Consider the following 7,741-nt stretch of genomic DNA (forward strand, 5'->3'; position numbering starts at 1 on the left):
TACGTTCAGCTGACCAGTACTAATAGGTCGAGGTCTTGACCTAGTGATTTGGAATGTAGTGAAAATCACCTAAAAAAAGATTTAGAAAGAGTTATTATTGGAATATAAAAGTCGATTCAATGTGTAGTTTTGAAGATACAAAACAATTGTATAACTTTTACGGTGGCGATGCGTCTATGGGTAACACCCGTTCCCATACCGAACACGATGGTTAAGACATAGACGGCTGATGGTACTTGGTGGGTGACTGCCTGGGAGAGTAAGTGGCTGCCGTATTTTAATGTTTGGCCCAGTGGTACAGTTGGTTAGCACGCCGGCCTGTCACGCCGGAGGTCGAGGGTTCGAGTCCCTTCTGGGTCGTTTATAACGATATTTAAAGCTAACTATATCTAGAGTTGTAAGGCTATGTTATCATATACCATAAAACTCAAGATTCCGTAAGCTAAAAAATCTATCTACGGCATTTATCAATAAGCGCTACTAACTTTTTAAAGCTATGTGATAATCACCTAGCATAAAAGTAAGAATCGCTAAATGCTAAAAACCTATTGGGTAGTCGCCAAGCGGTAAGGCACAGGACTTTGACTCCTGCATCCGCAGGTTCGAATCCTGCCTACCCAGTTTTAAGGATCACTAGCTCAGTTGGTAGAGCACTGGACTTTTAATCCAGGTGTCCCGGGTTCGAGCCCCGGGTGATTCATTCTTCATTGACTTTAAAGCTTCGCATCAATTATGATGAAAGCTTCAAATTTATATAGATATGCCGGAGTGGCGGAACTGGCAGACGCACAGGACTTAAAATCCTGCGATCTTTACCGATCGTACCGGTTCGATTCCGGTCTCCGGCATCAATGAATAAGATACTTCTTGAGATTTTCTCAAGGAGTTTTTTGTTATGTCTCAATACGATTATATCCTTTAGCTTTATAATAAAGTGCGCCTACACTTTTGCATACCTATCCTGAGTCTCTAGAGGCATATAGAGAACATAATATAAATGTTTTAGTAAGTTTATGATAAGATAAGGGAGTTGTAAATATGCTCAATTTAATAAGAGTTTTTTTGGGTATTTTTTTTATAAAAAAGCATTGCATTTGAAATGCTGAGTGCTATAATAAGAGTGTGTAATCCATTACATTAAATTTGATAGCACTTTCTCCGAACATATAAATCTTGTGATTTTGTTATAAAAATAATAAATATAAGGTATTCGTAGTGAGAAAGATGGTGAAAATTTTTCTTTAAAAATGTAATCCGTTACATTATACTTGGAAGGGGATTTGATGTATACAATTCAAGATGTAGCAAAAAAAGCAGGCGTATCCGTTGCAACGGTATCCCGGGTTATAAACAATAGTACAAAGGTATCAGAGAAATCTAGAGTGAAAGTTGAAGCAGCAATCCAAGAGCTTAACTATCAACCTAACTTACTGGGAAGAAATTTACGACGTTCAGAAACTAAAAAGATTTTAGTTTTATTACCTACCCTTGCTAGTGGATTTTATTCAAAAGTTATTAAAGGCATGGATCATGTGGCGAGTGATCATGGCTATAAACTGATGATGAGTACGACACGTATGAAAAAAGACAAAGAGGAAGGTTATTTAGAATTACTAAAAACAAAACTAGTGGATGGAGTTATATTCACAAGACCAGTAATAGGAGCTGATGAGTTAACTCAGTACTCAAGACAGTTTCCAATAGTACAATGTTGTGAATATGTTGAAGGTGCTAAGGTGTCTTCCGTATCAATTAATGATGAGTTAGCCGGTTATGAAGCAGTAAAATATCTTATAAAGAGTGGACATAAGCGAATAGCTATCTTAACTTGTTCAGCTGATATCTCTTCACGACTACGATTAAAAGGCTATAAAAAGATTCTAACTGAAAATAATATTCCAATAAGAGAAGAATATATTAAAGATACAAATTATAGCTTTAAGACGGGGATTGAAGTGACAAAGCAGTTATTTGATTTAGAAGAACCTCCTACAGCAATTTTCACTGTCTCAGATAGTTTAGCAATTGGTGCCATGAAGAGCCTGTATAGTATTAATAAGACCCCAGGAAGTGATGTTGCTGTAATAGGATTTGATAATACTGAAATCGCTGCAATGTACCATCCAACTTTATCAACGGTAGCTCAGCCGCGTTATGAATTAGGTAGAATGGCAATGGAATTGTTGATTAGTACAATCAAATCAGGAGAGTATAATGAAATAACACACATGAGATTGAATCATGAACTCATTATCAGAGAGTCTTCTTAATCTCTACTAAGGTGATAAAGAATCAATAGTATTTGAGGGAAAACAAAGATTAATGTGATGGTGATAATGGTGCAAGAATGAAAGGGGAGTATATAATGAGACAAGTGAAAGTAGGTATAATTGGATGTGGAGGTATTGCTAATGGTAAGCATATGCCAGCTTTAAGTAAACTAAAGCATGTAGAAATGGTAGCTTTTTGTGATATTGTTGAAGAAAAAGCGTTGAAAGCTGCTGAAGAATTTGGGGTAGAAGAAGCTAAAGTATATACAGATTATAAGGAACTCTTGAAAGATAAGACTATTGAAGTAATCCATGTTTGCACACCAAATAAATCTCATAGTTTTATTACAATTGATGCTTTAGAAAATGGAAAACATGTTATGTGTGAAAAACCTATGGCGAAGACAGCAAAAGAAGCTCGTCAAATGGTTGAGGCAGCTAAAAGTACTGGGAATAAGTTAACAATTGGTTACCAAAATAGATTTAGATCTGATTCTGAGTATCTACATAAAGTATGTGACAATGGGGATTTAGGTGAGATTTATTTTGCTAAAGCTCATGCTATTAGAAGAAGAGCTGTTCCTACATGGGGAGTTTTCTTAAATGAAGAGGAGCAAGGTGGAGGTCCTTTAATTGATATTGGCACACATGCATTGGACTTAACTTTATGGATGATGGATAATCATAAACCTAAAATGGTAGTTGGTAAAGCATATGCCAAATTAAAAGATCAAAGAGAAACAGGTAACGCTTGGGGGGACTGGAATCCAGAAGAATATACTGTAGAAGATTCAGCATTTGGTTTTATTCAGATGGAAAATGGAGCAACAATATTCCTAGAGTCCAGCTGGGCATTAAATACATTAGAGACAGGTGAAGCTAAAACAACTCTATGCGGTACAAAAGCTGGCGCTGATATGAAAGATGGCTTAAGAGTTAATGGTGTTAAGTATAATGCACAATATGTTGAAAAACCAGCTTTATCTGCAAAAGGTGTTGATTTCTATGATGGTAAAAAAGAATCAGCAGGTGATCGTGAAGCTCGTTTATGGATTGAAGCAGTAGTGGAAGATAAAGAGCCAGTAGTTAAACCAGAAGAAGCTATGGCTGTAACTGAGATTTTAGAAGCTATCTACAAGTCTTCAGAAACCGGTCAACCAGTAATGTTAGGCGAATAATGACAAGAAAAAGTGGATACTTACTAGAACAACAGTACTTATTGAGACTAAAAAAAAGATGTCCGAGAGAGACATCATAGAAAAATTACTTTTATAAAACTTCATAAAACAATTATAACTGAAAATAACTATTATCACAAGAGGTAAGGAGTTAGTGACATGAGACTAGGTATTATTGGAAAGCCAGAAGAGGAAAGTTTTATTCTTGCTTCAAAGCGTAATTTAAGTTTTTTAGAGTTTACAATCAACCAAAATATTGATGTAGATGATTTTATGGATACATTACCTAACCTAAAAAAGTGGATAGATAAGTATGAGATTGGAATTGGGTCCATCGGACGCTGGGGAACTGATCGTATTGATGAAGAAGGTAATTGTATAGAAGCAGAATTAGAAAAAAGCTATCAACTGATAGATGCTTGCCATGAACTAGATTGTCCAGTTTTTGTCTGTGGATGCAACTATATTAAAACATTAACTTATAAGAAAAATTGTGAAGGTGCAATTAACTACTTTCAAAAGCTTATTGAATATGGTAAGAAGAAAAATGTGAAAATAGCAACTAATAATTGTAGGTGGAATAACTTTATACATGGTCCACAAGCTTGGCAAATAGTTCATATGGAACTTGAGGAATTAGGTATAAAATATGACCCTTCTCATTGCTATTATAGTGATGGGGATTACTTAGCAGAGATAAGAGATTGGGGACATCGTATCTTGCATTTCCATCTAAAAGGAGCTTTAAAGATCCAAGGTAAACGCTATGATGACCCGCCAGCTGGAATGGGGCAAATAGATTGGCGATCTGTAATGGCAACATTGTATGCTGTCGGCTATGATAAAGGATTAAGCATTGAACCTCATTCTCAGACTTGGCAAGGAGAGTTAGGGGAAAAAGGTATTGATTATACTATTAATTTTATTCGTCCTTTTATGCTATAGAAAAGAGGTGTCTTATGAATATTCAGATTGCTGTACAATTATATACGCTACGCAATGAGTGTAAGGAAGATTTCACTGGTATGTTGCATAAGGTAAAAGATCTAGGATTTAAAGGTGTGGAATTTGCAGGTTTTTTTGATACAGATGCAAATGTACTGAAAGAAATACTAAACGAATTAGATTTATATCCTGTATCAAGTCACATCGGTATGAAACAACTAGAGAATAACTTTGAAGATGTGATTGATTATCATAAAGTGATTGGTTGCAAAAATCTTGTTGTTCCTTATTGTAAATTTGAGACATTAGAAGCTACAAAAGAATTAGCAAAGAGATTGATTGAGATTAGTAAGCAATTAAAACCCCATGATATGAAATTACTTTATCATAATCATGCCCATGAATTTGTAGAGATTAATGGTCAATATGCTTTAGATCTATTATTTCAAGAAACAAGTGGGTATCTGGAAGCGGAAATTGATACTCATTGGGTAAGACGTGCAGAAATTAACCCTCTTGATTATTTGAGTGATCATGAAGACTTAATTAAGTTAATCCATATAAAAGATATGTTGGTTAAAGAGGATGGCAGCTACGATTTTGAAGCTGTAGGGCATGGTATTATGGATATAAAAAGCATTATTAAAAAGGCAGATGCTATGGGAATTAAGTGGGCAATTGTAGAGAATGACGACCCAGTGCCTAATGGTTTAGATAATATAAGTAAAAGTATAGCATATTTAAAGAATGAAATGAGGGATATAGTATGAAGTTAGGTGTATTAACTGTTTTATTAAGTGGTAAGCCATTTGAAGAAGCATTAGCATATTTGAGTGAATCTGGTGTAGAGATGATTGAAGTTGGATGTGGAGGCTACCCTGGCACAGCTCATGCTGACCCAGATATATTACTCAATAATCCTGAAGCATTAGAACAGTTTAAAAATACTATTAAGAAATATAATATGACTATTAGCGCTTTAAGTTGTCATGGTAATCCTGTTCACCCTCAAAAAGAAATTGCTGAAGGGTTCCATCAAGCTTTTGAAAAGACAGTGTTATTGGCAGAAAAATTAGGTATTCAACATATCAATACTTTTTCAGGATGTCCTGGGGATCATGATGGAGCTAAGTATCCTAACTGGGTGACTTGTGCATGGCCAGAGGATTATCTACAAGTATTAGAGTATCAATGGAATGAGGTACTGATTCCTTATTGGAAAAACGCAGTTGCTTTTGCAAAAGAACATGGTGTAACTAAAATAGGTCTAGAGATGCACCCAGGATTCTGTGTGTATAATCCTGAAACTTTATTAAAACTTAGAGATGCTGTTGGTGAAGAAATAGGAGCAAATTTTGATCCAAGTCATCTATACTGGCAGGGGATTGATCCTGTTATTGCAATCAGAAAATTAGATAAAGCTATATTCCATTTCCACGCAAAAGATACCAAAGTAGATGAAGCTAATAAGGCTGTTAATGGTGTACTAGACACTAAGAATTATGGTGATGAATTAAACCGTTCCTGGATTTTTAGAACTGTTGGTTATGGGCATGGTACGGATGAGTGGAAAGAAATAATTAGTATGCTTAAGAAAATCGGGTATGACTATGCAATAAGTATTGAACATGAAGATAGTCTGATGTCTATTAATGAAGGCTTGCAAAAAGCCATTACCTTCCTAAAAGATGTTATTATTGAAGAAACAAATGATGGCATGTGGTGGGCTTAGTAGGATTAGACATTAAATTAAAGTTTGGTTACCATTTGAATATTACAGCAAGGAGGCTATAAATTGAAAAAATTAAGTGTTGCTATCATTGGATGTGGTAATATATTTCCAATGCATGCTGAACCCATTAGTAATATAGAAGGAATTAATTTAGTTGCTGTATGTGATAATAAAGAAGAAAGAGCAAAGTTAGCGTCAGAAAAGTACAATTGTAAGTACTACATAGATTATGTAGAAATGTTAGATAGTGAAGAATTGGATGTAGTACACATTTGTACTCCGCATTATCTGCATCCCATTATGGAAAAAGAGATTGTTAATCGTAACATACATGTCATGACAGAAAAACCAATGTCAATCAACTATAATGATGCTGTAATGATGATTGATGAAGCAAAGAAAAATGATGTTACATTAGGCGTTATCTTTCAAAATCGCTATAATCCAGGTTCGGTGCTTATTAAAGAAGCATTAGATCAAGGAAAGTTAGGTCGGGTATTATCAGCAAGATTATATTTAGCTTGGAGCCGTTCTGATGAATACTACTCCAAAAGCGATTGGAAAGGTACATGGGATAAAGAGGGTGGTGGTGTTTTAATTGACCAAGCCATTCATACAATTGATTTAGCAAACTGGTTAATTAATAAAGATATTGATTATATCGATGCTAATATAAGTAATAGAGCCCATGAAATAATTGAAGTAGAAGATGCAGCAGAAGGTGTTGTTAGGTATAAAGACGGTACTACACTAGCATTCCATACGATCAATTATCATGCTTATGATGCTCCTGTAGAGATTGAATTATTCTGTGAACATGGCGTAGCACATATGATAGCTTCAACAGCAACTATTAAGTATAATAGTGGTAGAGAAGAAGCTGTAGACCCTAAAAAGAGCGAGAAACAGCGTATAGGCAAATCATATTGGGGAGTAAGTCATATTATTCAAATTGAGCAATTCTATAAAGCTTTAATGTGTGGTAAGAAGCCTGAAATTACTGGTGAAGAAGCCTTAATCACTCAGAGAATTATCTGTGGTATGTATGAATCAGGTAAAGAGCATAAGAAAGTTAAATTTTAAATGTAAGAAATAAAAGAATAAGAAGACCTGTAGGTTAATATAATCTTCAGGTCTTTTCTTATATTATATAGAGGTTTAGATTTACACCAAAGTTATTAATGAAAGATATAGTAAATATTTATCATAAGATACGTATAAAATTCTGTAATATACTCAAAATATTTAAGGAGTTTAAATTCATTACTAAGAGAAGAGTGTAAAAAGGCAATAATAGAAATTGAGTGAAAATAATAACTTTATCAAAGCTGTTGACAGTCTAGATTAAAGATGCTATACTAGTCTTCGTTGTTGAGAAAACAACAGATTGCGACATTAAAGTTGAGGATTTGAAATTTTTCTATTAATTATCTTAAAAGGGAATTTAAGAAAAATTAAAAACTGCTTGACATATGTCAAAACATCTGATAAGATATTAATTACTGTTGCAAAACAGATGATAACCAAAAGAACATTGGAAACTGAACAGTGTAACACATACCCAAGAAATAAACTTTGATTTCGTTAGAACTTAGTTCTAACACGGATATAAACAA

The 7,741-nt window shown here is 34.4% G+C and carries 6 protein-coding genes, 4 tRNA genes and 1 rRNA gene; all 11 read left to right on the plus strand.

The genetic code is table 11. From position 1 onward, the window contains the following. Nucleotides 1-158 precede the first annotated feature (158 nt). Nucleotides 159-276 (plus strand): 5S ribosomal RNA (gene rrf / locus C1Y58_RS25880). Between the two features lie 10 nt (nucleotides 277-286). Continuing rightward, nucleotides 287-360: transfer RNA gene (locus tag C1Y58_RS25885), tRNA-Asp, on the plus strand. Nucleotides 361-549: 189 nt separating this feature from the next. Continuing rightward, a tRNA-Gln gene (locus C1Y58_RS25890) sits at nucleotides 550-621 on the plus strand. Between the two features lie 6 nt (nucleotides 622-627). Continuing rightward, nucleotides 628-700, plus strand: a tRNA-Lys gene (locus tag C1Y58_RS25895). A 62-nt stretch (nucleotides 701-762) separates the two neighbouring features. Continuing rightward, nucleotides 763-848, plus strand: a tRNA-Leu gene (locus C1Y58_RS25900). A gap of 435 nt (nucleotides 849-1,283) precedes the next feature. Beyond that, on the plus strand, nucleotides 1,284-2,270 hold the full coding sequence (locus C1Y58_RS25905) for a LacI family DNA-binding transcriptional regulator (protein ID WP_105620052.1): 987 nt from the start codon (nucleotides 1,284-1,286) through the stop codon (nucleotides 2,268-2,270). A 95-nt stretch (nucleotides 2,271-2,365) separates the two neighbouring features. Beyond that, entirely contained in the window at nucleotides 2,366-3,448 is a 1,083-nt protein-coding gene (locus C1Y58_RS25910; protein ID WP_207655825.1) for a Gfo/Idh/MocA family protein, read from the plus strand. Nucleotides 3,449-3,607: 159 nt separating this feature from the next. After that, nucleotides 3,608-4,393 (plus strand): sugar phosphate isomerase/epimerase family protein, encoded by a 786-nt coding sequence (locus tag C1Y58_RS25915; protein ID WP_105620054.1) that lies wholly within the window; start codon nucleotides 3,608-3,610, stop codon nucleotides 4,391-4,393. A gap of 14 nt (nucleotides 4,394-4,407) precedes the next feature. Continuing rightward, a complete protein-coding gene (locus tag C1Y58_RS25920) occupies nucleotides 4,408-5,163 on the plus strand; it encodes a sugar phosphate isomerase/epimerase family protein (RefSeq protein WP_105620055.1) in 756 nt (251 codons plus the stop codon). After that, a complete protein-coding gene (locus C1Y58_RS25925) occupies nucleotides 5,160-6,125 on the plus strand; it encodes a sugar phosphate isomerase/epimerase family protein (protein ID WP_105620056.1) in 966 nt (321 codons plus the stop codon). Before C1Y58_RS25920 ends, C1Y58_RS25925 begins: the two co-directional genes overlap by 4 nt. Nucleotides 6,126-6,188: 63 nt before the next feature. After that, nucleotides 6,189-7,208, plus strand: a complete 1,020-nt coding sequence (locus tag C1Y58_RS25930; RefSeq protein WP_105620057.1) for a Gfo/Idh/MocA family protein — start codon at nucleotides 6,189-6,191, stop codon at nucleotides 7,206-7,208. Nucleotides 7,209-7,741 lie beyond the last annotated feature (533 nt).

The sequence above is a fragment of the Vallitalea okinawensis genome (assembly GCF_002964605.1).
Taxonomy (GTDB): Bacteria; Bacillota; Clostridia; order Lachnospirales; family PQDH01; genus Vallitalea_A; species Vallitalea_A okinawensis.

Excerpts from the sequence above, each read along its gene's own strand:
- C1Y58_RS25915 (WP_105620054.1), top strand. The coding sequence starts at position 3,608 with ATGAGACTAGGTATTATTGGAAAGCCAGAAGAGGAAAGTTTTATTCTT.
- C1Y58_RS25910 (WP_207655825.1), top strand. The coding sequence starts at position 2,366 with ATGAGACAAGTGAAAGTAGGTATAATTGGATGTGGAGGTATTGCTAAT.
- C1Y58_RS25920 (WP_105620055.1), top strand. The coding sequence starts at position 4,408 with ATGAATATTCAGATTGCTGTACAATTATATACGCTACGCAATGAGTGT.
- C1Y58_RS25905 (WP_105620052.1), top strand. The coding sequence starts at position 1,284 with ATGTATACAATTCAAGATGTAGCAAAAAAAGCAGGCGTATCCGTTGCA.
- C1Y58_RS25925 (WP_105620056.1), top strand. The coding sequence starts at position 5,160 with ATGAAGTTAGGTGTATTAACTGTTTTATTAAGTGGTAAGCCATTTGAA.